The 24,599-nt window shown below is 62.2% G+C and carries 16 protein-coding genes; 9 read left to right on the top strand and 7 right to left on the bottom strand.

All coding sequences use genetic code 11. The annotated features are described in order from the left end of the window. Positions 1–11: 11 nt before the first annotated feature. The 5 genes from J2Y68_RS03425 to J2Y68_RS03405 all read left to right on the top strand — a co-directional run bounded on the left by J2Y68_RS03425 (position 12) and on the right by J2Y68_RS03405 (position 4,437). Positions 12–1,760 (top strand): type IV secretory system conjugative DNA transfer family protein, encoded by a 1,749-nt coding sequence (locus J2Y68_RS03425; protein WP_309989693.1) that lies wholly within the window; start codon positions 12–14, stop codon positions 1,758–1,760. Continuing rightward, entirely contained in the window at positions 1,757–2,257 is a 501-nt protein-coding gene (locus J2Y68_RS03420; RefSeq protein ID WP_309989691.1) for a hypothetical protein, read from the top strand. Before J2Y68_RS03425 ends, J2Y68_RS03420 begins: the two co-directional genes overlap by 4 nt. 84 nt (positions 2,258–2,341) lie before the next feature. Continuing rightward, a complete protein-coding gene (locus J2Y68_RS03415) occupies positions 2,342–3,499 on the top strand; it encodes an ImmA/IrrE family metallo-endopeptidase (protein ID WP_309989689.1) in 1,158 nt (385 codons plus the stop codon). 52 nt (positions 3,500–3,551) lie between these two features. Continuing rightward, the gene (locus tag J2Y68_RS03410) at positions 3,552–4,058 is read left to right on the top strand and encodes a single-stranded DNA-binding protein (protein ID WP_309989686.1); all 507 of its coding nucleotides are present in this window, start codon (positions 3,552–3,554) and stop codon (positions 4,056–4,058) included. 97 nt (positions 4,059–4,155) lie between these two features. Continuing rightward, a complete protein-coding gene (locus J2Y68_RS03405; protein ID WP_309989683.1) occupies positions 4,156–4,437 on the top strand; it encodes a hypothetical protein in 282 nt (93 codons plus the stop codon). Between the two features lie 602 nt (positions 4,438–5,039). Here J2Y68_RS03405 and mobF read toward each other — a convergent pair. Both mobF and J2Y68_RS03395 read right to left on the bottom strand, forming a co-directional pair. Further along, entirely contained in the window at positions 5,040–8,606 is a 3,567-nt protein-coding gene (gene mobF, locus J2Y68_RS03400; RefSeq protein WP_309989681.1) for a MobF family relaxase, read from the bottom strand. Positions 8,607–9,765: 1,159 nt separating this feature from the next. After that, on the bottom strand, positions 9,766–11,073 hold the full coding sequence (locus tag J2Y68_RS03395; RefSeq protein ID WP_309989678.1) for a flavin monoamine oxidase family protein: 1,308 nt from the start codon (positions 11,071–11,073) through the stop codon (positions 9,766–9,768). A 190-nt stretch (positions 11,074–11,263) separates the two neighbouring features. On the opposite strand from J2Y68_RS03395, the gene J2Y68_RS03390 reads away from it, so the two are divergent. Next, a complete protein-coding gene (locus J2Y68_RS03390; protein ID WP_309989676.1) occupies positions 11,264–12,715 on the top strand; it encodes an aldehyde dehydrogenase family protein in 1,452 nt (483 codons plus the stop codon). Positions 12,716–12,999: 284 nt separating this feature from the next. Beyond that, positions 13,000–13,647, top strand: coding sequence for a 2-phospho-L-lactate guanylyltransferase (gene cofC, locus J2Y68_RS03385; RefSeq protein WP_309989673.1), 648 nt, complete (start codon positions 13,000–13,002; stop codon positions 13,645–13,647). Here cofC and cofD read toward each other — a convergent pair. The 3 genes from cofD to cofE form a co-directional block, all read right to left on the bottom strand. Further along, positions 13,598–14,566, bottom strand: a complete 969-nt coding sequence (gene cofD / locus J2Y68_RS03380) for a 2-phospho-L-lactate transferase (RefSeq protein ID WP_309989672.1) — start codon at positions 14,564–14,566, stop codon at positions 13,598–13,600. The two genes, cofC and cofD, sit on opposite strands and share 50 nt — an antisense overlap. 70 nt (positions 14,567–14,636) lie before the next feature. Next, the gene (fgd, locus tag J2Y68_RS03375) at positions 14,637–15,653 is read right to left on the bottom strand and encodes a glucose-6-phosphate dehydrogenase (coenzyme-F420) (protein WP_309989669.1); all 1,017 of its coding nucleotides are present in this window, start codon (positions 15,651–15,653) and stop codon (positions 14,637–14,639) included. Further along, positions 15,650–16,453: a coenzyme F420-0:L-glutamate ligase gene (gene cofE, locus J2Y68_RS03370; RefSeq protein WP_309989667.1), complete on the bottom strand. Its 804-nt coding sequence runs from the start codon at positions 16,451–16,453 to the stop codon at positions 15,650–15,652. The genes fgd and cofE overlap by 4 nt, the downstream gene beginning before the upstream one ends. Before the next feature lie 512 nt (positions 16,454–16,965). Here cofE and cofG point away from each other — a divergent pair. Both cofG and J2Y68_RS03360 read left to right on the top strand, forming a co-directional pair. Beyond that, positions 16,966–19,341 (top strand): 7,8-didemethyl-8-hydroxy-5-deazariboflavin synthase CofG, encoded by a 2,376-nt coding sequence (cofG, locus tag J2Y68_RS03365; RefSeq protein ID WP_309989664.1) that lies wholly within the window; start codon positions 16,966–16,968, stop codon positions 19,339–19,341. Beyond that, positions 19,338–20,828 carry a flavin-containing monooxygenase gene (locus J2Y68_RS03360; RefSeq protein WP_309989662.1) on the top strand — a complete coding sequence of 497 codons (1,491 nt, stop codon included), beginning with the start codon at positions 19,338–19,340 and terminating at the stop codon, positions 20,826–20,828. The genes cofG and J2Y68_RS03360 overlap by 4 nt, the downstream gene beginning before the upstream one ends. A 655-nt stretch (positions 20,829–21,483) precedes the next feature. On the opposite strand, the gene J2Y68_RS03355 is transcribed toward J2Y68_RS03360, so the two are convergent. Beyond that, complete coding sequence (locus J2Y68_RS03355) at positions 21,484–21,900, bottom strand: nuclear transport factor 2 family protein (protein ID WP_309989660.1); 417 nt, start codon at positions 21,898–21,900, stop codon at positions 21,484–21,486. A gap of 508 nt (positions 21,901–22,408) precedes the next feature. Then, the gene (locus tag J2Y68_RS03350; RefSeq protein ID WP_309989658.1) at positions 22,409–23,995 is read right to left on the bottom strand and encodes an amidohydrolase; all 1,587 of its coding nucleotides are present in this window, start codon (positions 23,993–23,995) and stop codon (positions 22,409–22,411) included. Positions 23,996–24,599 lie beyond the last annotated feature (604 nt).

The following is a 24,599-nucleotide window of genomic DNA, read 5'->3' as shown; positions in this document are numbered from 1 at the left end:
GACTCTGGGCTTTGACCGGCTACATGGCTTTCTGTCTCTTGGTCCAATCAGCCGCGAAGCTTGCCGGCGCCGGGCTCTGCGGCGGCAGGCCGTCGTCGTTCTTCAACCCCGCTGCAGGCGTAGGTCTGATTGCAGGCCGTTCGGACTGGATTCTAGGTACCTCCCAAAACTGCACCTTGGAAATGGCTGCAGTCTGGTGGATTGTGGGAGTCGTCCTCACGTTGCTTGCGGCGCTCGCAGCCGGGTCGACGCTGGCGTGGAGAACCTGGAAACAGTCCGGCGCGTGGCTGCGGCAGGACATCCTGAGTAGGGATGGCGTCGCTGGCCGGGCAGAGATACTTCGGGACTTCGGAGCCAGAGCGGTTCGCAAGCGTGGGCAATACACTCGCCCGGGCCTCAGCAAGCCGAGCATTCACGATGTTTCGTGGACACTTGGACGCTCTCGTGGGGTGACCATCCATGTTTCCACTGAAGAGTCGATGGTCATTCAAGGGGCTCCTCGGTCGGGCAAAGGGCTGTATGTGGTCATCAACGCGATTCTCGACGCGCCCGGTGCTGTTGTCACCACATCCACGCGAGCCGACAACCTGGTGGTCACGATGCGAGCGCGGATGTCTGATGGACGGCCGGTTACAGTCTTTGATCCTCAGGGGATGTCGGGTCTGCCAACGACGCTGCGCTGGTCGCCGGTACGTGGTTGCGGTGACCCGGATATCGCAACCCGACGGGCTCTTGTGATCACCGCAGATACAGAGATGAAGGGCGAAAATGCTGCATGGCAAAAGCGCTCGCTGATCGTGCTCCAGTGCCTGCTCCATGCGGCAGCTCTGTCAGGGGAGGGAATAGCCGCATTCCGCAGATGGTCGTCCAGCCCAGTGTTGGCTCGGGAGGCGCTGGATATTCTGGGCCGTCCCGGTGCGGCGTTGGGGTGGCAAGCAGATCTGATGGGGATCTTGGAAGACGACCCAAGGAACACCTCCAACTCCTGGATCGGGGTCTCAGCAGCCGTGGCTCCACTCTCATCTCCGAGGGTACTGGCGGCACTGGACCCACAAGACGAAGCTCAAGAGTTTGATCCCAAGAGCTTCATCAGGCAACGGGGGACTCTCTACCTTATTGGGACCCGCTCAGGAGCTGCGGCCGCTGGTCCTTACCTCTCGGCTCTGATTGACGACATCGATAACGCTGCGCGTGAGCTGGCTTTTGTCTCACCTGGAGGTCGACTCGATCCGCCGCTTTCCCTGATTCTCGACGAAATAGCCAATTTGTCACCGTGGCCGGGTCTGCCGGTAGTGCTCTCTGATGGTGGTGGCATTGGCATCTCTACGCTCGTGGTTCTGCAATCGCTCTCGCAGGCGCGGAGCGGATGGTCGATCGAAGAGGCGGCCACCATCTGGGATTCTGCAATCATCAAGGTGATCTTTGGCGGGGGATCGGATGAACGTGACCTGCGCTCGCTGGCGGGCCTGCTGGGGGAGCGGAGCCTCATTCTGAACACTCGTTCCTGGTCGTCTCAGGGCCGTCAGGACGGCGAACAGATCAGGGAGAGTCCGGTTATTCGCTTGGACGAGATTCGGAGGCTGCCGGTCGGGACTGCACTGATGCTCGGGCGCCGGACAAGGCCGATCCTTCTGGATCTCCGGGACTGGCATAGGCGCAAGGATGCTGCTGAGCTAGGAAGGTCGAAGCTGGCGACGGAGCGGGAGTTGGCTGCTGGTCATCTGAGTAGGCAGGCAGCAGACAGCGAGGTTGAACCGTGAGCACTCAAGCGGATGATTCTGACTTCGAGGTGGGGCGTATATCTGACTTGGATGATGAACTAACCGCGGAACTGTTCCGTTCCTCGTTCCAGCCGTCGCCGCGCAATGTGGGGGTCACCCATCGCTGGAGGGACATGTCATCGGCGCAGGCGGAGATGGTGTGGCAGAGCCTCTTTGACTGGGTGCGGTGGTTCGTTGCGACATATCATCTGACGACGTCGGTGGTGCCGGATTGTTGGTGGCGGCACTCGGAGATAGTGGCCGAGCTGTATGCACTTCAGCGGGCGGAAGCAGCTTCTTTCACGTCCGATGACTCGGGATTCGGGCCGCTGGCGTTCCACGAGAGGCTGCCACACGGCGTCGAGCGTCTCCGAACCCACACGCGGACAGCCGGGTGCGTCGGGTTGCAGAGTCACAAGGAACCGGTCATGAGGATCGTGCCAGCCGAGCCGGACTTCGAGGACTGGAAGCTGGGCACCCACCAGACCAGCAGCTGATTCCGTCATGCCGTTGCCAGGTTCGCTCGACATGAATAGGTGATCCCTTCATAGGGCTGTCGAGAAGCACGAAGGATGGCTGTCGTGGCCTCTGCATCTGAACCGAACGCCGACGCAAGCGGGGCTGAAGAAGCCGCCGCGCCGCCGTCGAGCGTTCGCTTGTCACCCGAGGAACGCATAGCCGACCTGACCAGGGGACTTCACACAGCACTTGAAGAAGCCATCGAGTCGCCCACGCGCTGGCAAGTCCTCCTCGATGCCTCTGCAACACTGTGGCGGTACTCCGGGGGTAACGTCGCCCTGCTGATGCTGCAGATGGCGCAGCGCGGTACCCAAGAGCCGACTCTGGTGGCTGGCTACAAGGAGTGGGCTCGGCATGGGCGAACGGTACTGCGGGGAGAACACGCGCTCTGGGTGATCGCGCCCCGGACGGCCTCGATGCAGGAACTGATTCTGGCCGACGGACAGCGCAAGCTCTTGCCGGCGAATCAGACTGCACCTGCTGATGCCGTCAGCAGAGGCAAGAGGAACGTGATCACGGGTTGGCGGGGGCGGGCTGTCTTTGACGTCACCCAAACGGAGGGCACGCCGCTGCTGGTGCCTCGCGCGGATGCTCAAGCTGGGGCGGACGTGGGTGATCTGTGGAGTTCCCTGCGGGATGTAGCGAAGGAACACGGCTTCCGGGTTGAGGTTTCGGGATTCCAACACGGCTACACCAGTGGCTATACCGATTTTGATGCTCGTCGAATTCAGGTTGGTGCCTGGATGAACGACGAGGAGCGGGTGGCGGTTCTCGCCCACGAACTCGGTCACGTCCTTTTGCACGGACCGGACGACCGTCTGGGTCGACTGTATGGGAGCAGCGCGAACCATCGCGGCCTGGCGGAAGTGGAAGCAGAGTCGGTTGCTTACACCGTCCTGCGGGCGCACGGCATCGATCGTGGACCGCAGTCAGCGTCCTATTTGGCTGGCTGGGCCGACGCTGTCATCAGCGCAGAGAAGGACTTGAAGCACGACTCCGCAGAAGGCTGGGTACCGACATCGCGCGTCGACATCGCCAAGTCGGTGCTGGGGAGGGTGACCACGGCAACCAAGGGGATTTTGGCGGTCTCGGATCCTCCTGGGTTCGGAGGGAAGTTCGCTGCCGCCAGTGCTGAGCGCTCTGTGGCGGCTAGTCCGAGCTATGCCGGGGTCCCTGGGCCCAACGCGTCATTGAATGGTCCGGAGATTGCAGGTCCCTGAATGCGCAGATGTCCGTCGGGAGAGGCCCGTCGACTAAGGAAGGTAACCCATCATGAACACAAAGATCCCTATCACTATCGCGGGGAACCTGGTCGCAGATCCCGAACTGACCATCGGGGAATCCGGAACTCCGCACGCGAAGCTCCGCGTTGCCGTGAACCAGCGGATTCAGAACCCAGATGGCACGTGGCGAGATGGCGAACCGGTCTTTCACAACGTGTCTGCGTTCCGGATGCTCGCGGAGAACGCTTCTACTTCTCTGAAGAAGGGGGATCCCGTGACTGTCTCGGGAGAACTTGAGTTCCGTGCCTACGACAAGGACGGCGAACGGCGCGAGGCCCGGCGGATCATCGCTGACACCATTGGGCCGGACCTTCGCTTTGGGACGGCGACGTATCAACGGTCCGCGCGAGCAGTTGTCGAGCCCGAGGCTGCCGTGGACGCCACTGGGCCACAGGCGACGACGGCGACTGGCTGGCCTGCGTACGACGTCACCACGAAGGGGCCGGTGGTGACGTCCCCTTTAGGCGGAGCTCCGGTGAATGACATGACCGTCTGACCCGTCTTCGCCGTTCTGTGCCCACGTCTCGTTCCCTGAGGCGTGGGCATTTTTGGCGCGGACGCCGTATTCGAATATATGTTCTAATCTTGTTGCTATGAGACCAAAGCAAGACTCCATGTCTTTCGCCCGCATGATGGTTCAGACAGATGCCGACAACAGCCACCCCAGACCCGACGACGGCAAGATCGTTGAGCTGGAGCCTGGGAGTCAGCCGCTGGTTCGCGTGGGGGAGATCTACGGTCGAGCGATCAAATACACGAGGACCTTTGGGCTGGTCGAGTGGGTGGATGACCAGCGGGTCTATCACGTTGAGTGGTTCCCGGCTGGGCAGGTTAGGCGCGTGGACACGGAATCGTGGAGGGGGTGGCCGCTGTAGGTTCTTGGTATCGGATTCAGGACATCGGCCAAGCCATACGACTTGATTGAACCGCGGCGGTTGGCGATCGCGACAATTAGGCGAGAGGTGCCCACGCCAGGACATGTTCGCCGCTGATCCGGTAAGTCTCTGGCCACGGAGCGCCCGGTTGAACCTGCGCTGGATCTGGCCGAATCAGGAGAACGGAACCAGGCCAGATGGGCTCCGTGAGTGCTTCTATCCATGCTGGTTGTACGTAGTCGAAACGGTTCCACCTGATGGTGATCCAAGTTCCAGTTGGCTGAAGTGCGTCGACGGTCAGAACTGTGACCTCGGTTGTGGTCCCGCCAGCCGCCTTCAAGTTTTCGATCCGCTTCCATTGTGCTGCGGTTTCGGTTTGCCACTGCCGTCGGGCACGGAGACGTTGGGCCCAAAAGAGTAGGACTACTACAAATAGGGTCGTGAGGGCGACCAGCAACCAAGCCGTGCCGGAAATCGTGAAGCTTAGAACTGTCAGGATCACAGCAAGCACCAGCGTCACTGCGCTCGCAACGATAAGAGCGGGTGAGGCTACTGTCGGCTTGAGGACTGGGTTCATCTGCATACTTGCTCCAGCTTCTAGTTTAAAGCTGCCATCCAGTGCTTGTCAGGCTTATTGGGGAGTCGAACTCATACGAGTTACGGACATCTTTTAGCTCTGGCTGTGGTGTGGCAACTTGGCCGATTGCTCGCTGCAGGTAGTCCCACTGCGCTCGCTGTTCCCATTCCCAGTCCGCTGGAGTCGGACCGAGGGGGAGGGGTCCGCTATTGACACCCCAACGATCCCTGTAGACGGCCACCTCTCTAAGCAACGCGGCCCACTCGAAAGGTTCTGCCCCCGCACCGATGTCCTGGCGCAGTTCTGTGGCCCATTCAGGCTCATCAAGTAGCGCCGCGTTGGCGACGTGCTCCGCACGGCTCCCAATCCGCCGTCGTACCTGGTCCAGCAATTCTGCGAGGTCTAGCCTGTCGACCGACAACAGGTCAGTCAACGGATTGGTAGGCGGTGGAGGCGCCGAAGAGCAGAACCTGCGTAACCGGGCGTGGGCAACGGCGGTCAGGTCCCGTGCATTGGCTTCTGAGCCCAGAGCCTCACTCAAGACCCGTATGGCTCCTGGACGATTGACGTCGCTGGCTCGGCGCCAGGCAGCGACGGCGGCGCCCCAGGCTGGAGATTCGCGCATCTCCTCAGAGCGGCCGGGCATAAGACTGTCGATAGCTTTCGCGAGATCCAAACCCGCAGCGATTTGAGCCAGGTAATCGTACTCGCGGCTCAGACGCTCGAGGCTGTCGGCGTGCTGCCGTTCGAAGTCCCGTACCTCGTGAGCCGTTCGCTCTGCACCTTCAGCAGCAAGGACCTCGCCAAGGATCACCCGCCAGCTCGAACGGGCACTCGGGTCCAGGATCTCGTCCTCGTCCGGATCGTTCTCACTGACGTAGGCCGTGTTGGAGTGCCGGCCCCGGGTCATGCTGACGTACAGCAGTTCCCGCGTGAGGCGGCCGGGGGTTACGACGGTGTGGCCGGTGTCGACAGTGAGGCCCTGGCTGCGATGGGCCGTGGTGGCGTAGCCCAGCTCCACGGATGATTCCACATAACTGCTCGGCAAGAGTAGGGTGGCTCCAGTGTCTTTACGTATCGCGTTTAGAGCACCGTGGCGTCTATCGACTCCCGTGACTTCGAGCAGCGCCCCATTGCGAAGGTACTCACCCCGATCGTCGCGAACGGATCTGTCATTCCGACGGGCGATAACGATGTCGCCACGACCGGCTCGAAGCCCGTCCCGAAGGACTAAAGTACTTTCCGCGTCCACGTCGCCAAGACCTACCCGGTCGGCTTGCGCCCGTTCATTGAGCATTTGGACGGTCTCGTTTTCCGGCGCGATCAGGACCGAGACTAAACCAGACAAGACATCCGAGTGCCACGCGGAGTAAGCACGGTCGACCATTTCCGAGTAGTGGCCATGTCTGATGCGACCTTTGTCCTCATACTCTGCGAGCACGGACGGACGTCCCTCACGCAGCCCGAGGGAGGCTGACCGCTCCCACGGATCCTTGAAACGCCAGATCGTGCTCAACCGTGCTGCTTTCCCTTGCCGATCAAGCCAACCAAGCACACCGCCGGCATCGATGGAATCGAGCTGGGCCGGATCTCCAACCAAGAGGATCTTGGCGCCGGCTGCTGTGGCCTGGTGGACCAGGGCTGCGAGCTGGAATGTTGAGACCATGGAGGCCTCGTCGACTATTACCAGCTGGTTGGGCCGGAACAGCCATTGATTCTGCTCGGCGGCCAGGCGAGCGACCTCTTGTTGAAGTCGACTAAAGATTGGGGCGCGGGGAACGGACGCTCTACGCAGTCGATCGTCCGCCTGGAAGAACCGGTCTGCGCGCTCGGCCGCACCGGACCCACCAGATTCATGCAGCCACTTAGCGACGTTCTCAGTAACCATGCGCAGCTCCGAGCCGAGAACCTCGGCGCTCGCAGCAGCCGGCGCCAAGCCAACAACGCTGCCCATCCCGTGCGCTGCCTCCCATGCTGCTTTGACCGCGCCAAGGGTCGTCGTCTTTCCCGTCCCGGCCGGTCCAACGATGGCGTCGAGCCGGCTGGAGCTCAGCAGGACATCCGACGCGGCCGTCAGTTGGTCATCGTGAAGGGGTGACCCCTGTCTGTTTCTGTATGAGGTTAGCGTTTCAAAGGTGAGATCAACTGGAACAGCCGGGCCGCCGTCGTCGTTCTTCGCCGCCATGACTTCGTCCTCAAAGGTGAGCGTTGACTCATCCGTGTAGAGGCGCGACCCGTGGAAATCGAAGACGCTGCGCCCGGCGAATCGCAGTTCATCGGCGGCATCCGCTGGGACGCCGTAGCGGTATTGGTTGAGTGGCACGGACTGACGCTCTGCCGCTGTGGCCACGGCATCGATCAACGCGTTGCGGTCGTCCGGGGAGGCACAACGGATCTCTGTGCACACACGCTCACCCTCGGCGATCATGTTCCAGCGATTCCAGGTTGAGCGTTTGGCGGCCACACGCTGTCGGGTGACAAGCCCGACGGCGGCAATCCAGTCAGGGGCGAAGTCGCCGAGGCGGAACGGACGTGAGCGGGAGCGCCGGACGGTGGAAGCTACGACGGATTCGGGATCAAAGCCTTTGGCCTTTGCTCTGTCGCGCCACTGTGCGGACAGTGTTCGCAACGGTGACGGCGAAGCATTCTTAGGAGTGCGAGTCGAGAGTGTGGCTTGCTGGCGCAACTTCACGGTGGTCGTCGCCGTCGGCGGAGTTCCGTGCTCAGTGGTCCACTGTTTGACCAGGCTGTCGGTTTCGATGTCAATGAGCCTTGAACGGTTGGAGAATTCGCGGACAAGGGCTTCGGCGATGCCAGTGAGTTGCTGGCTTGGATTATGCGTGTTTTGTGCAGGGGCTCGGATGTCGGTTTCAGTTCCAAGGCTCCTGCGCAAGGCATCAAAAAGGAGCCCGTTGTAGTGCTCGCTGGCGGCGACGACGGCTTTGTATAGGGAACGCGAGTCCAAGGTGACCCATGCGCCGTCCGTGACGCGCTGGACTCTGTTCGCGATGACGAGGTGGGTGTGGAGCTGGGGGTCGCCAGCGCGGGATTCCCAATGGTCGAATGCTGCTGCGATGACTCCTCGAGTGCCGACGTGGGCTACTCCGTTTCGCCCCGATCTCGTGTTGATGACTTGCTCTTCCATCCACGCCAGCGTTGCTTCCACGGCGTCGTGGTGAGTCCGCAGGATCTGTTCTTGGAGAAAGCGGGGGCTGAGGGCCCACAGCGTGGAGACGGACTTCGGGGCGCTGAAGGTGAGGTCGAAGCCGGCGACGGCGTGCTTCGTCGCGCTGTGATTGCTGGGCTGTTGGTTGATCGGCTGCTGCCCGTGGGGTCTCCCTAGCGGTTCCTTGCTGTCGGGGTGGACTGCGTCCTGGAAGATAGCACGTGCGTCAGATTCAGTGACTATGTCTCCGGCTTCTCTGGCGATCCCCTGGAGGCCGTTGCCTAGCCAGCGACCCTGAGGCGTTCCGGTTTTCATGTAATAGCTGATGGTGTCTGGTGGCGCGGGGGAGACGTCGTCCAGCATCGTGGATTTGAACAGGTACTTGAGCCCTGACCGGACGGAGAGCCTGGCGATGGACATCGTCATGGCCGCACTCCCTTACGAGACCTGCTGGGCAGCCAGCCTCGCCGACGGAGGATGTCGAGTGTCACAGGGTCGAGGGCTATGCCCTTAGCACGCGAAATTTGAAGCAAAACAGCCGCCACGCGGGCGAGGTCTTGGACATTGGTTCGCTGGGCACGCTTCAGCCGCAAGACTTCGTTGTGGAGGAGGCCGTTTCTGGTTTCCAGTTCGCCGTAAATGGCATGTAGGCGTTCGAGTTCGGATGACTGCGATCGCAGCTCGGTCAGGAGCCGCTCCATGCGCTGGCCGCTGTCATTTGACTCGCTGATTGTCTCGCATCCGGAGCTCTGCTTGTTCACACCAGTTCATGTGGGCTGCACGCACACCCCGCATGATTTCACGGTCCGCTTGCCTTGGATGCCAGAGGTGTGAAGGGGAGTGGCGGCGCGGTCGCTAGGGAGAGCTCGTCGTTGTCTATGACGTCATCTACGTGGTGGCAATGCAGGCGCATTCTGTTCGTAACGCGACCTATGGTCTGGAACGGCAAACTAAGAACTGTCGATAGCTGCGTTCTGATGCGAGGAAGCCGTTGGCGCTTGGGTGCCGGGCCAAACGCTCCACAAGCTATGGCGTGTTTGTTGGCTTTCTAGGACCAATCGTCCGGACACTCTCTGGACGATAGGTACGGATAGATTCCTTCCTCTTGAGGTTCGGCGGCCCTGTGGTTGAGCCCGATGGAGGGTGATTGCGGAACAGGCTGCTGCGCACTTCCTCAAGACGGTCTGGCCTCGAGGGGCACGACCGTTCCTGACGTCGCCCGACTGAATCCTCAGATAACGAGGCAAACGCCGATAAGCACCCATACGTCTACCTCGAGGAATGGCCAGTCAAAACAGCTGCCGGGGGTAGGGCGCGCAGCTGCCAAGGCAAAGCCGAAGTGTATCTGGGATGCGGCAAAGATCCTTCCAGGCTGGGAGCTTGGGTGACGCTTGGAGGAACTCAGCGACAGAATTTACGGTTTCGAGGGCCATCCTGGCCGTTCATTCTTACCGCGCAAGGGTTATCTTCTCGGTCTTCGTAGCGTTCGTTATCCGGTCACTCTGGTCCGACGGTAGGCACAGGTCTCACGGCCTCGCGACCCACCATGAGAGGCCCTCCCAGCCTGGAGGGCCTCTCATAGCACTCATTCCGCAGCGGAGCCCTTGCGTAGAATCGTTCGCGCTGCGCGCAGCCCGGTCTCGATGGCGCCGTCGACATAGCCGTTCCACACTGTCGCATAATCTGCACCGGCGAAGAGCAACTGGTCGCCCTGCTCGTGGAAGTCTGGAATAGCGGCATACTGGCCCGGCTTTAGGTTCGACCACGTCTCGAGACTGAACTCGTCTGCCGTCCAGTCGTGGCCGTCCACGGCGACTACCTCGACGTCTGGAATCCAACGGCGCAAAGCCGTCTGCACGACATCCAGGTCCGTGATGTCTGCGGCCGTGTTGTCCGAACCGAAAAGGACAACGAGTGAGTCGCCGTCGACGTCAAACTCGTACTGCCCGACGTGGAATGGGGATTGAGCGGGCGTCGCAAATGCGAAGAACGGATCGAGAGGGCCCTTCACTCGCGCCCACACCTTCATGCCGCGGGCCGCTTGCCCGTCTGCCGCCACCTGAGCGGCGGCGCCGGAAAGAGGCGGGTCGAAGGCAATGCGTCCCAGCGTGTTGATGGGCACAGTGACGATCACTGACCGCGCACTGTACTGCTGGCCGTCCGTCGTCTCCACGATCGACCGTCCCTCATGCGCCGTGATCGATGCGACCGTCGTCGACAGATTCAGCGTGGCCGAGGAGTCGGCAGCGATCGCGGACGTGAGCGCACCCATACCGCCCTCGATGCGCAGCGCCGCCGCCGCCTCAAGCTCGGTGGTGACGTCCCAGTTGGACAGCGCCGTGATACGGACTCCGTGAGCACGGCTGATCTCGCGGGGATCTGGGGTCTGGAAGCCGACGGCGAAGAAGGAGCTGACGATCGTGCGGCCCAGCTCGCTCATCTCCAACCCATCTAGGCGGTCCCCGACGCTCTCGCCATCGAGAATCGCCAGCTCCTCGGGCGTGAGAAACGGTCCAGCAGGCGACGGCATAAGAGTGCGCGCGTCTCCGAGCATTTCCTCGAGGCCTTGCTCGAGGAGGCCGAGTGCGGTCTCCTCGTCGAGCACCACCGGCCCCTCATCGGTAGAGACAATGTACCGATCGGCGTTCGGACTGGGGTCAACGGAAAGACCGTACCGGGTGAGCTCCGACCAGACGTGCGGCTGGGTCGGGTGAACCCATGTGCCACCCATCTCGATTCGCCTCCCGAGGCGCTCATCGGTCCACGTGCGGCCGCCGATGCGATCGCGTCCTTCCAGGACGGTGACACTGAGACCCCGCTGGGAAAGTTCTCGGGCGGCGGTCAACCCTGCAAATCCCCCTCCAACGATAACGACATCCTGCTTGAAGGTCATGGCACCCTTTCCTTTGAACTATACAAATGACAAGTTCCAGAGTCCGTGACGAAGAAGCGTGTTGTCAATGGATTCCCTTAAGAACTATCCGATTGACAGGTTGGCTCGTGCGACTACATACTGAGGCCATCTTGGATGCAGCACCATCCTGCCGTCCCGCTCCGCACAAACAGCTATCGAAGGAGATACTGTGCCCGCCTTAACCGAATTTTCGAATCTGCTCTTCCTCGACGGCGAATGGACGCCCTCCGCCGGCGGGTTCCTCACCACCTTCAACCCGGCCACGGGCGACGCCATCGCTGAGATCGCCGCAGCGGACGCGACGGACGTCGATCGAGCGGTCACCGCCGCGACACGCGCACTCACAGGCCCATGGGCTGCGGTGCCCCCGTCCGAGAAGGGACGACTGCTCAACCGACTTGCAGACCTCGTCGAGAGGGATAAAGAGCAACTCGGTAGGCTTGAGTCATGGGAGATGGGTGGCCTCTTCGGTCTGGAGCAGCAACTCTTCGTCCCAAACCTCATCTCGACCCTTCGCTACTTCGCCGGATGGGCGGACAAGGTCAACGGCGAGACCCTGCCGAACGACGGCTACATGGGTCGGCCCACATTCGCCTACACCCGTCGGGAGCCGGTCGGCGTCATCGCCGCCATTGTGCCGTGGAACGCGCCGCTCATGATCCTCGGCTGGAAGCTCGCCCCCGCCCTCGCTACGGGAAACGTAGTCATTGTCAAGCCGGCGGAGGAGGCATCACTCGCGATCCTGCATCTCGCGGGCCTAGCTGCCGAGGCGGGTTTCCCTGCAGGTGTGCTGCAGGTGCTTCCCGGCAAGGGAGCCATAGCCGGTGAAGCGCTCTCGACGCACCCGGGCGTACACAAGGTCTCGTTCACCGGATCGCCGGAGGTCGGACGGCGTATCCTCCGCAACTCCGCGGAGACCTTCAAGCGCACCACGCTCGAGCTCGGCGGCAAGAGCCCGAACATCATCTTCGAGGACGCGAACCTCGAAGCCGCCATCCAGGGTGCCGCGATGGGAATCTTCGTCAATTCCGGTGAGGTGTGTGCTGCAGGGTCACGCATCTTCGTGCACCGCAGCGTGCACGGAGCCGTGCTGGACGGCCTTGCCGGTGCCGCAGCCGCACAGGTTCTGGGGGACCCGATGGACCCGGACACAACGATGGGGCCGCTGGTGAACTCGGCCCAACGCGACCGCGTCCTGGCATATATAGCGAAAGGGGCCGAGGAGGGTGCCGCTCTCATATCAGGCGGCGGCGTCCCTGCAGGCCCCGGATACTTTGTCCAGCCAACAATTTTTGCGGGCTCAAATGACATGACGATCGCGCGAGAAGAGATTTTCGGTCCGGTGGCGACCGTGGTGCCGTTCGACAACGACGCCGACGTAATCCGTATGGCGAATGACAATCAGTACGGGCTCGCGGCCACCGTTTGGACCAACGACCTCAACCGCGCCCACCAGATCTCGGCTGCATTGCACGCCGGGGCCGTCGGCGTGAACGGATGGTCACCGCTCGCCCCGCAGCTGCCGTGGGGCGGCCTGAAGGCTTCCGGTATTGGTCGGGAGCTGGGCTACGAGGGGATCCTGGCGAACACTGAGGCGAAGACAGTGACGATCATTCTCTAGTCGAAGCGGACCAGGACGGAGTCTACGACGTGCAGTACGGCGACGGCCGCACTGCACGTCGAACCGACATCTCAACCATGATCAAAGTGAATACCGTTACGGGGACCAAAAACCGACGCCCTATCCGATCAACCATGATGGGCCTATGGGAAGCAGAGGAAGGGACAATCTTTAAATCATGAGGTGCCATCATTGATCGCCGTCTCAGGGTTGAGCGAAACCCGCCGTGCGAACTGGCCGTCAAGCCGGAAGTTTTGATTACTCGGTATTCGGCGCCACCGTTCATGTGGAGTGTCGTCGTTCCCGTCAAGCACTCATTATGGGCCAAGTCGCGGCTGAAGAACGCCGGGGATGCCCGACCATTTCTCGCACGCGCCTTCGCTCTCGACACGCTCGAGAGCGCCGCGGCCTGTGAGCTGGTCAGGGAGGTCATCGTTGTGAGCGATGACGAGATCCTGATTTCGTTGCTGCCTCTCGGCATCCGAGTCGTTTCAGACCCGGGTGCCGGGCTAAACGCCGCAATCGGGCGTGGGATCGCTGCTTCGACTTCCCCGGCTCGAGCCGCGCTCCTCGGAGACTTGCCAGCGCTGGACCCCATCGACCTCTGCGATGCACTCCGAGCCGCTTCCGCCGTCGAGCGTGCCGTGGTTGCGGATGCCGAAGAGACTGGCTCGACGCTCGTGACTGCTGCACCCGGTGTTAGGTGGGCTTCTGCGTTCGGAGCAGGGTCTTTGGCTGCCCACCGTGCGCTTGGATGCGTTGAACTTGCCCTCCCACGCGACTCTTCGCTGCGCCGGGACGTGGACACATTCGATCAGTTGGACACAGCGACGTCGTTGGGTCTGGGACCGCGCTCCTCGCTGCTGCTTGATCGCCGCGGAGTCAGCCGCGAGCAGCCACCAGCGCTGCCTCTGCGAGAGCCTTCGCCGTAGGCTCATCACGCATCCACAACGGCGTCACGATGCTTCGGATGCCAGCCGCTGCGACGGTCGGTGCGAGCGCAGCATCCTCCTCCGCAAGAAGCCATGCGTCGACCAGACCTCCACGGTCGCGAGAGCCGTAGTGCGAAGCGATGGCCGAGGCATCGGTAGCCACGCCGATCGCTGCCAGGCAGATGTCGGCCATTCCACGCACGACGCGCCCGCCGATCACCGGCGATACGCCGACAATCGGCGCAGAGGTGATCCGCAGCGCGTCACCGATCCCCGGCACAGCGACGATCGGCCCGATCGAGACTACCGGGTTGGAGGGCGCAAGTAGCACGACATCGGCCGCTGCAATAGCCTCCGCGACTCCCGGCGCAGGGAGCGCTTGTCGGATTCCGGGATTGTCGAAATGCAGGGGCTCGAGCGTCGCCCGATGCCGGGTCCACCACTCCTGGAAGTGCATGGTCCGCGTCGATGAACCGTTACGCACTGTGACGGTAGTGTCTACTTCTGTGTCGGTCATCGGCAGGACGCGCGCGCCGAGTGGCCACCTCTCAGCCATTCGAGCGATCACTTGCGTGGGTGTGAGACCTTCCCGCAGCCACCCGGTGCGAGCCAGATGCAATCCTAGATCGAGGTCTCCCAAGGTGAACCACGGCCAGCCAGCGCCCCACTTGCGCAACTCGCCACTGACGTGCTCGCTCTCGCCGGCACGCCCCCATCCGCGCTCGGCGTCATTGACGCCTGCAAGCGCGTACACGATCGAGTCGACGTCGGGCTGCAACCGAACGCCTGAGAGCCACAGATCGTCGCCGGTGTTGGCCACGATCGTAAGTTCAGCGCCGTCGCCCATCGCTGAGCGCACGCCCAGGGCGAAACGTGAGCCACCAACGCCGCCCGCCAGGACCACTACACGTTCAGTCATCGTTCCCTCGTTACCGGACGTCGTTTCGTCGTCCCAGTGCCATGGCAGGTCAGAGGTCTCGCAAGTGCATTCACAGCGCGCGTAGCCGTGGTTCAAGATCGCGTTCGAACAAGGTCATGAAGCGCTCCTGATCGTGGCCGGGAGCATGGAAGATGAGGTGGTTGAATCCCCAGTCCACGTAGTCCTTAATCTGTCTAACGACGGTGTCAGGATCCGTCCCGACGATCCATCGCTTTGCTACCTGTTCGATCGGAAGGGCATCCGCTGCCCTCTCCATTTCGAGTGGGTCGGTGATGTCGTGCTTCTGCTCCTTAGACAATGACAAAGGCGACCAGAAGCGAGTGTTCTCCAGCGCGCGTTCTGCATTCTCATCGTAAGAGATCTTGATCTCGATCATCCGATCGATTTGCTCGAAGGACCGCCCAGATGCCTTGGCTCCCTCTCTCACAGCTGGCACCAGCTGATCGACGTAGAGCTCGCGCCCCTTCCCGGACGTACAGATAAAACCGTCACCCGCGCGTCCGGCGTACTTCGCCACCAGCGGACCAGCCGCAGCGATATATACCGGAATACCCTGTTCGGGAACATCATAGATCGACGCGCCATGCGTCGAGTAATAGTCGCCCTCGAAGCTTGTACGCTCCCCGGTCCACAGCTCCCGCATAAGCCGGATCGACTCCCGAAGTCGGGCGAATCGCTCGCGAAACTCCGGCCAATCTTGCTCTCCCGCGCCGCGAAATCCGGTGGCGACCTCATTGAGCGCCTCTCCGGTGCCCACGCCGAGGAACACTCGATCGGGATTCAGGCATCCCAGCGTCGCGAACGCCTGGGCGATCACAGCCGGGTTATACCGGAAGGTCGGGGTCATCACACTAGTCCCGATACGGATCCGCTCCGTCCGCTCACCGACCGCTGCCGCCCACGCGATCGAGAACGGCGCATGCCCCCCTGAGTACCGCCAAGGTTGAAAATGGTCACTCACGGCGACCGATTCGAACCCATGCCTTTCCGCGGCAACCGCAAGCTCTACAAGCTCTCGCGGAGCGAACTGTTCAGCGGAGGCCTTATAGCCCAGCGTCAGAGTCATCGTTGATCCTCTCCTCGTCCCGCGGCGTATCCCGCCGCGAATCCTTCTTCATATCCAGCCCGATGGGCCTCGTCGGTCCCGATTCGGAACAGATCCCGTTTGGCGTCTCTCACGATGCTCGCGGCACCGGGCAGGTCCAGTTCGCCCACCAGTCGCCCCATTCCGCGCACCACGGCGACAGGGCTCCTACTCAGCTTCCCTTTGACCAAGTCGCCAGCCGCGGCGAGCTCATCACCGACACAGGGCTGAGTGACCGTCATAGTTCTTCCAGCGCTGTCGCGCAGGCCCTGCAGCTTATCGAAGACGCGCACTCCTGCAGCACCGATGGCGACATCGGTCTGCCCATCGCGCCACGGGCGCCCCAAGGTATCGCTGATGACGACACCCACGCGCACGCCGAGCGAGCGGCGAAGCTCGCCAGCGAGCACTCGCGCCGAGGCATCGGGATCGAGCGGCAGCAACAGAACCGTGCCCTCTTCCGTGTTGGAGGAATCCACCCCGGCGGCCGCCCCGACGATGCCCAACCGGTTCTGCACGATGCGAGTCACGCCACCGTCCGGTCGGGTACCAGTGGCGACAACCCGCACGGTCTCTGCAGTGATCGCGTCCTCTCGATCCGCGGCTTGGACAATGCGTCCCTCCGCTTTGGACACGATCTTCGAGGTCACCACGAGGATGTCACCGTCGACCAAGAGCCCACCGTCGGCGTGAAGTGCGTCTTCGATAAGGAGGGCCAGGTCATAACCAGGCTTCACTTCGGGTATGCCAGCCAGGGCCCACACCAGTACTCGATTGTTCATCCTGTTACTCCAAACCCAGAGACATGTCGTGACTGCTCTTTCACTGAAAGGAGCTGCTAACGAGGCGGCCCGCGGCGCCACCATGGGGAATGTGTCTCAGAATACAACGACCCAGAACTCGCGACCTCTGCAATTGGGGCGGGCAACATTAAGAATCCTTTACGGCGAACCACAAGATCACCGTCGCGGGATGGGATCGCGATCGATAAACTCGGCTTTGGAAACCGCGCCTTTGGGCTAAGCGCAACCGTCGCGGCGGTGTCTCTTTGAGAAGTTCTACAACAGAGCGACAGCATCGATTCTGGTCACCTTGCAGTCGCGAGACCATGCACATATCGGCGTGAATTGCTGTTAGTGCTGCATTGACCAAGATATAGGCATCTGCAGTGCAGCGGCCGAGAACGGCGAAGGAGCCTTTTGAGATGGAATGCATTCAACATTCAGGCCGCACTGATCAAGTATCAGCAGCGATCGTCTCGGCTCCATGGCCCCTCCAGACACCTCACCCTCAGATGAACGTCGACGAAGTTGAGTCTCTCCTCAACGCCCAAGGCGATGACCTTGAGGTTCTGCTTACGCGCGCTGGCGCTCTGCGGGACGAAGGACTGGAGTCCGCAGGTCGCGCCGGCATCATTACATACTCACGTAAAGTTTTCGTACCGCTTACGACCCTCTGCCGCGACCGGTGCCACTACTGTGTCTTCGTCGATACGCCCAGCCAGCTGCGACTCAAACGCTCACCCCTGTTCATGTCGGACGAGCAGATCCTTCGCGTCGTCCGCGCCGGGCAGTCGCTCGGCTGCAAAGAGGCGTTGCTGACACTCGGCGACCGACCCGAAAACCGGTGGCCCGAAGCGCGCGCGTGGCTTGACCGTCACGGCTACACGTCAACCCTCGACTACGTCGCGCATGCAGCGAGGCTGATCACAGCCGAGACCGGCCTGCTCGCGCACCTCAACCCCGGCGTAATGACCGCAGACGAGCTGCAGATGCTGCGACCCGTGGCGCCCTCGATGGGTATGATGCTCGAGACGACCTCACGCGCGATTTTCGATGAGCCCGGGGGAGCACACTTCGGCTCGCCCGACAAGAACCCAGAGGTGCGGCTGCAGGTCATTGCGAATGCAGGGGCCGCCGGCATCCCGTTCACGACCGGCATCCTTGTCGGCATCGGCGAGACAATCAGAGATCGAGCTGAGTCGCTCGTCGCGCTCCGCGATCTGCAGACCAAGCACAGGCATATACAAGAAGTTATCGTGCAGAACTTCCGGGCGAAGCCGGGGACGGCGATGCGATCGGCTCCGGATGCCGCATTCTTTGAGTACATCGCTACAGTCGCGGTGGCGCGGCTCGTGTTCGGTCCAAATGCACGTATCCAGGCTCCGCCGAACCTCAGCAATCCCTCCGAGCTCGACCTTCTAGTGCGCGCGGGCGTCGACGACTGGGGAGGCGTGTCACCGCTCACTGCCGACCACGTGAACCCGGAACGCCCTTGGCCGCACCTCGACGACCTTGCGGCGCTTACCGCAGCATCTGGTTTCCGCCTTCAGGAGCGGTTGACTGCCCATCCCGAGTACGTACGTGATGCCAACCGCTGGATCGCCCCCGGGCTGCATACCGCGGTCGCGGCTCTCGCCGACGCCGAGACGGGGCTCGCTGCTGTCTGCCCCGAGCTCACCGTCTCGGGAACTACAAACACCAACGCAGCCTCTGGTCACACCGCGGACCTCGGACACCACGCGACTCCTATTCCGCCAGTGTTTCGCGGTGCCGGCAAGATCGGATCAACATCTTCGCCCGTGTCCGGTACAAGTGGAATCAACTCCGATACCGGAGCGGGAAGGCTCGGCCTGAGGAAGCTGGTTGAGCGTGCGGCCCAAGGGCCCACAGATCTCGACGATTCGGAGTGGATCGCTCTCCTCACTGCGACGGGGGCAGATCTCGAATCGATGATCGGCATGGCCGATGAGGTCCGGCGGTATACCGTCGGCGAGGCCGTAAGCATGGTCCGCAATCGAAACCTGACTTCGGCTCATCTGCGTGCAACGCCCAGCGGCCCCCCCGAGTTCGGCCTCTTCGAGGCCGCCGCAATCGCACGCGACGCCGTCGACCTCGGAGCGAGCGAAATGTGCTTGCAGGGCGCGCTGCCGGCATCGGAGGATCCTAGCCTCTACGTCGAGCTCGCCCGCACGATCGCTGAAGCGACCCCAAATCTGCACCTGCACGCGTACCGGCCGCAGGACATAGCCGATCTCTGTGACCGGTCAGGGCTGCTCCTCAACGACGCTCTCGCGGCGCTAAAGGCCGTCGGCATCTCAACGATCCCAGGGACAGGTGTCAAGGTCCTGAGCGAGCGCGTCCGCGCCGAGATCGCACCGGCCGACCTGGATATCGGGAGGTGGACAGAGATCGTGAAGGCGGCGCATCGCGCGGGCCTGCGCTCGAGCTCGGTGCTCTTCTACGGTCACGTCGAGACCGCCTCCGAGCGCATCACGCACTTGCGCATCCTACGCGCGCTCCAGGACACGACCGGCGGTTTCACCGAGTTCGTCCCTATCCCGCTTCCCGGCTACGGCGTCCCGTTGGTCGACGGACGCGCGCCGGTCGACGAGCATCGCGCTATGGTCGCGGTCTCACGGCTCTTCCTCGCGGGCAGCATCCGTCACATCCAGATCCCATGGACCCGGCACGGTGTTGATCTTGCGATCCATCTGTTGCGCGCTGGTGGCGACGATCTCGGCGGCACGCTAATGGACGGGCGTGTCCGTCCCGACACAGGTGTAGAGCAGGGCCTCGAGTTCCCGTTCGCCGCAGCCGCGATGCGCACCGGCCGGATCTTCCGACCGCTCCGGGAGCGCGCGACGGACTATCGCGAGGGGAGGACATGATCCGTCTTGCGGTCGAGGTCGCGGTTGTCGGGGCCGGGTTTGCGGGGCTCGCGGCGGCCATGGAGCTTCGGGACGCCGGCCATGAGGTCGCCTTGTTCGAGCGTTCCGACCGCGTCGGCGGCACTTGGCGCGACAATACGTATCCCGGAGTTGCGTGTGACGTGCCATCGCACCTTTACGGCTTCGCGCGGCATCCCGAACCGGGCTGGTCTGCAACGTTCGCGCCGGGGGCCGAAATCCAAGCGTATCTTGAGCGTGTCGCGGCGCGCGAGGGTCTCAGCGTCACTTTCGACGCCCCGCTCCAGGGCGCGGATTGGGATTCGCATTCGGCGTCCTGGCGTCTGAACTTTGGCGGCACCGCGCCCGCCCAAGTCGATGCCGACGTGCTCGTCCTTGCTTGCGGGCGCCTGACCGAGCCTCGTATCCCGGCCATCGAGGGGCTCGAGGCCTTCCGCGGTCCGATCTTCCACTCCGCCCGCTGGAACCACGACGCCGACCTCGAAGACAGGCACGTCGCAGTCGTTGGCTCGGGAGCGAGCGCTGTCCAACTCGTGCCCAGTCTCGTGCGGACGGCGTCCCACCTCACCCTTTTCCAACGCAGCGCGCCCTGGATCGTTCCGCGCGGCGGACGGGCGTACCTCGAGGCCGAGAAGGCCCGCTTCGCGGAGTATCCGGAGGTGCTCGCTGTGCTGCGCGCACAGCTCCACGCTGAGGGTGAGGCCCGGTTCGCGGCCCGGTCGGGCGGCCCGGCAACTGCTGACGCAGCACAGCAAGCGCGGGCGCATCTTGAAGCCCAGGTCGCCGACCTGCGGCTCCGCGAACTGCTCACACCAGACTATGCGTTCGGCTGCAAGCGCGTACTGCTCTCGGATGAGTTTTACCCCGCCTTCGCATCTGGTCGGGTCACTCTAGAGCCGAGTGCACTGGCGGCCATTGACGGGGATGATCTGGTGGCGGCGTCTGGAACCCGCTTTTCCGCGATTGATGCGATCGTTCTCGCCACTGGGTTCCAGACGACGCGCCAGCCTTACGCCCGATTGGTCCGCGGCGAGGATGGCGTGACCCTTGAGGAGCACTGGGCTAAGGGCATGACCTCGTTCGCCTCCACCGTCATCGCGGGCTTCCCGAATCTGTTCGTGCTCAACGGCCCGAACGCGTCGCTCGGGCACACGTCGTCGGTTCTCATACTTGAGGCCCAGGCCGAGTACGTCGCTGACGCACTAGGCCGCCGCTCAAACGGAGGAGTTCTCCGAGTGCGGCCCGAAGCCGAACGAGAATACACCGCGATGGTCGACGGGCGAGCGGCGGATACACCATGGCTCACCGGCGGTTGCCGCAGCTGGTACATTGACGAACGCTCGCGCCGCTTGACTCTCGTCTGGCCGGGGACGGTCGCGGACTTCCGCGCGATGCTTTCCTCAGCGCGCGGAACAGAATTCGAGCCAACCGCGAGCATGACGGACGTACCGGCGCTGCCCGCCCGGTGAGGACGAACAGCAGCATCGCGCTCATTGGCTTCGGCCACCAGGACGCTTGTACCGGGATCTGGATTCCTCAGGTCGTGCAGTCGTCGAGGAGCGGGCGGCCGTTCGGCCTCCGTCAGGCCTGCCAGCAGGACCCGCACCACCGCGGTCGCAAACGCCGGACAAAGAAGTCCGTGGTGCTGCGACGCTCATGAGGCGCGGGGTAGGAACCCTCGCCACGTCGACCATGTCAGAGCCTTGCAGGACTGCAGTTGCTAGAGGAGTGGCTGACCTAGCGCTTCCGCCGTCCCACACGTTTTCGCACCCGGACATACGCGCACACGCTAGCGGCTCCGGTATGCACAAGAAACGGCCAGCGGCCATCCAAGGGAAGCCGGCGCGGCGTGCGAATTCCGCCACCCCGGAGCCGCTCCGGGGAACCTCCTAGCCTAGGCTCCGGGCCGACGATGCGCCCTGGGTGACCGATCGCGAGCACGCTGCCATGGATTTTGAACTCGTCCGGGTTGAGGCAGACAGCCCTGCAGACAGGCGAGGACCTGCGAATCGGACGCCTCGTTGAGCTCCCAAGCCGACCCCGAGGCTTGAGGTCGCACCACTCAGGCTCTTCGCCGTGCCAGCTCGCTTCTCACCCGTCGAAAGCACGTCATCGTCCTTAGTCTCAGATTCCGAGGCTTGCGTTTGCTCCGAGCAGGTCCCAGTAGCGGCGTGTACTGATGACTTTGCCGTCCTTGATCTCATGGATGTCACAGAAAGGGATTCGTGTGGACCGTCCGGTGGGTGGGATCTCGCCGTTGGGTGTGGCGAGCGGCCCTTCGTGTACTCCGACGCCGTAGAATTCCGCCGCTACAAAGCCGTCGCCGGCGTGAATGACCAGGTTTTCGACCTGACCGCGGGGGAACGGCGTGTTGTGTGCCTCATAGTTCTCGATCTGCCCGGCCCGTCCGACGTAGGTCTGTGCGGTGGGAACGTTCACCCAGACAGCGTCGGGCGCGAATCCGTTCAACCAGGCGTCAAGGTCGCGCGTGTTGTAGCTGGCGTACATCTGGGCAACAAGGTCATGCTCGGCGGATGACATCAGGACTCCTCTGCTGGGGTTGCGGATATGCCGGTTGGGCCGTCCTGCACCGTGCCGGTGCAAGGGCGCGTTAAGACTCAATCTGCATTTCTCATACTTGTCAAGCGAATAGTTTGAACGAATTGAAGCGATGCTCTACCGGATACGCTGCGTTGGACGTTGCAGTTCGCCGGTGGTGCCGTTCGCAAATTTGAACCATGTGTGACTTCGGATGGGTAGTGACTGGTCATTGCCCCTTGGACGTCTTCGGCCAGCCGCCTCTCATTGTCCGCGAACTCTCCTGGGAGGGTTCGCTTCCTCCGTGCGCTTCTCCCGTATGGTGACCTAGCCGCACGTAGGCTAGTGCCTGGCACTTTGGCACGAACGCGGAGGCACGTCGATCTGTATCTTTGTGCGCTGCAATTCATACGCATCATGTAATTCGGAGGGCCGGATGATGCCGACGACGACTCATGCGGCCATCTGGGTCAACCCAAGCGGTCGACCTCTTGTTACTGCGCCGACGAACTCAAACGGGCTGCGCTATACCCCCAGCGTCATGTACCACGCGACCTTCGAAGACAGTGCGGAGGACCTGAGTATCGCCGATGTCGTCCACGGGGATCGAAAAGAGATCACGGTCGAGCACGATAAAGTCGGCGGACTTTCCGGGCTCGAGGGTTCCTTGGCGGTGGGCAAGTCCCACTGCTTCCGCCCCGGCGATCGTGACCGCTCGCAACGCGAATTCGAGATCCACGGATTCCCCGTCCCGATGCAGCATGCCCTGGATCGCTGGAAAGAGATTCGGATTCGGGGTGATGATCCAGTCCGAACCGACTGTGAGCGCGGCACCAGCTCGCCGTAAGCTGTCGAACTGGTATCCGCCGCGTACGATCTCCGCGAATTCCGGGAGGTGCCACACCGCTGGTGACATCTCGGCTATCACGCCGAGTTCGGCGAAACGGCGGTGGTCCGCCCCATCCACGAAGGTGCAGTGGGCAATCTCATGTGACGTACCATCGTGGCCGTTTGCCTCGCGAACTTTTTCGTAGGCGTCTAGCGCTGCTCGTGCAGCGCCTGCGCCGGCGCAATGCACTTTCACATGCAGACCGGCTGCATCGAACCGCTTCAGCGCTTCGATCAGATCTTTCTCTTCAAAGAGCAAGGCGCCCTCGTCAGGATGGCCGTGTTCGTCGAGACGAGCATCGGTGAAGTGAGGAGGCGTCGGGGCGCCGTCCAACCAGAGCTTCACAAAGCGCGTGTCAACGTGGGCTGTCTGGTACTCCGCGCGGTCTTCAATCAATCGATCGAGTTCGGCGACGGAGCCCATCCCAAAGCGTTCCTCACGCCACACCAGATGTGCCGCTACGCGAAGAGGCAGAAGCTTTTCTGCGTCCAGGGCGCGGAGTGCGAGCAATTCCTGGCGGGTGGCGGAAGCTTCTTGCAGAGAAGTGATCCCGAAGGAATTGCACTTCCCAATGGCCCAAAGCAACGCATCTTTGTAGACTTCGTCGGCGTAGTCTGGAATAGCACGCAGCACGGGCCACGTGGCGGTCTCAACGAGCTCACCCGTCAACTCACCGGTGTCCGGACGACGCACGAATCGTCCACCGGCGGGGTCCGCCGACTCGGCAGAAAGGCCTGCAAGTTCGAGAGCCTTGCTATTTGCGAGCCCGTGATGAATGGAGGAGTCCCAAAGAAAGACAGGCCGATCTGGGTATGCCTCATCAAGAAACGTCTTGTCTGGGGCTTGACCGGTGAATGCAAGCGAGTTGAACTCACCACCCACGATCCACCCGTGCGACTCGTCCGCCATTGACAGGCAGCACTGCTGCAGATCGTGGACGATCGTTTCGGGGCCGGCCATGGACGTGAGACGGGCTTCATGCCTGAACTTGAGTCCGCTGAACAGAAGATGCGTGTGAGCATCGTGAAGGCCGGGCATCGCCATCCGACCATTAAGGTCGGTAACGGTGGTCTCAGCAGTCGACGCGGCGAGGACATCTGCATTGCTGCCAACTAATACCAGTTCCCCGCCGTCCTCCAGCAGGGCTTCCGCCCAGGGCTGCTTTGGGTTCACTGTATATATTTTGCCGTTGACATATGCATGCGCCATCTTGATTGGCCTCCTTGCCATCGATCTCGGCCAAATCGCCGTGACTACGGCTCCCGAGGTATAGATCTTAGATTAAGGACAGATTTGCGCCACAGCTATGAGTGAGATCCCCGAGTCCCGTACGAGTTTTCCCTCATACGGGATGCTGCGATTTTTTGCGTAGCCCGCGCACGGATGCCATGGCGCGCGACTCCCCCAACCACGACTGCAACACGATGGAGGGTGCGGTTGAGGTTACAAACCTCGTACTTCAAGTCGTGATCTCGCGATGTCGTTGGTCAAGTTGCGGAACCAGATCGCGGAGCGAGGTGGCGTACACGGCTGCCTTCAATCGCCTTCGTTGTGGGTTCGACGTGCCGGCCGGCCCAAACGGAAGCTGGCTATTTGAGCCTGGCCCGAGGCTTGTTCGTCTTTTCAGGCGATAGCTGCGGCCGACCTCTGCGACTTTTACGAGTTCGGGGCATCCTGCGACATCTTCTACAAATGTTCACTCGGGCTCTAGGCGCTTTCGCTGGTTAACGTCCTCTTGCTCCATTCTCTCCGCCGGCAGGTGGCTGGGTAATCAATAACATCCGGGTAAGGGTAACCCTTAGTCTCTTAGGCT

It is taken from the genome of Paenarthrobacter nitroguajacolicus (assembly GCF_031455195.1).
GTDB lineage: Bacteria > Actinomycetota > Actinomycetes > Actinomycetales > Micrococcaceae > Arthrobacter > Arthrobacter nitroguajacolicus_D.
The sequence above is the reverse complement of the archived record's forward strand: the minus strand, read 5'-3'. Positions and strand labels throughout refer to the sequence as shown.